Annotated in this window: 1 pseudogene; it reads right to left on the bottom strand. The window is 61.3% G+C overall.

Annotated elements, in window-relative coordinates:
* A pseudogene (locus HMPREF2698_RS04400) lies at positions 1 to 354 on the bottom strand (IS21 family transposase); the annotation flags it as partial.

Raw genomic sequence — 354 nt, forward strand, 5'->3', positions numbered from 1 at the left:
CGAGGTTGTCCATGCTGAACTGGTCTGCACCGCCAAGGAACGCGCCGGTGGTGTCCCGGTCAGCGGCTACAGGTCGGGCGGGTTGGTTGGTGGTGGTGCTGCGCGGGGGCTGGTCAAACCCGCGTGGTCGGGTTGCGTGTTCCTTGCGGACAGCGGTCATCATGTTTTTGACTGCGGTATATGACACTGCCCGCCGACTGCCGTCGTTGGCGGTCAGGCGTTGGCATGCTTCTTCCAGGATTGGTTTGTTGGCATGTTTGCCCATTGACAGCACGTTTCGGCAGGACTGGTATGCCTGGGCCGGGATGGCTTTCGCCGTAATGAGTTCTTCGATGACCTTGCGTGTTGCCGGGC

The organism is Corynebacterium sp. HMSC072A02, assembly GCF_001810085.1.
Classification (GTDB): domain Bacteria; phylum Actinomycetota; class Actinomycetes; order Mycobacteriales; family Mycobacteriaceae; genus Corynebacterium; species Corynebacterium hesseae.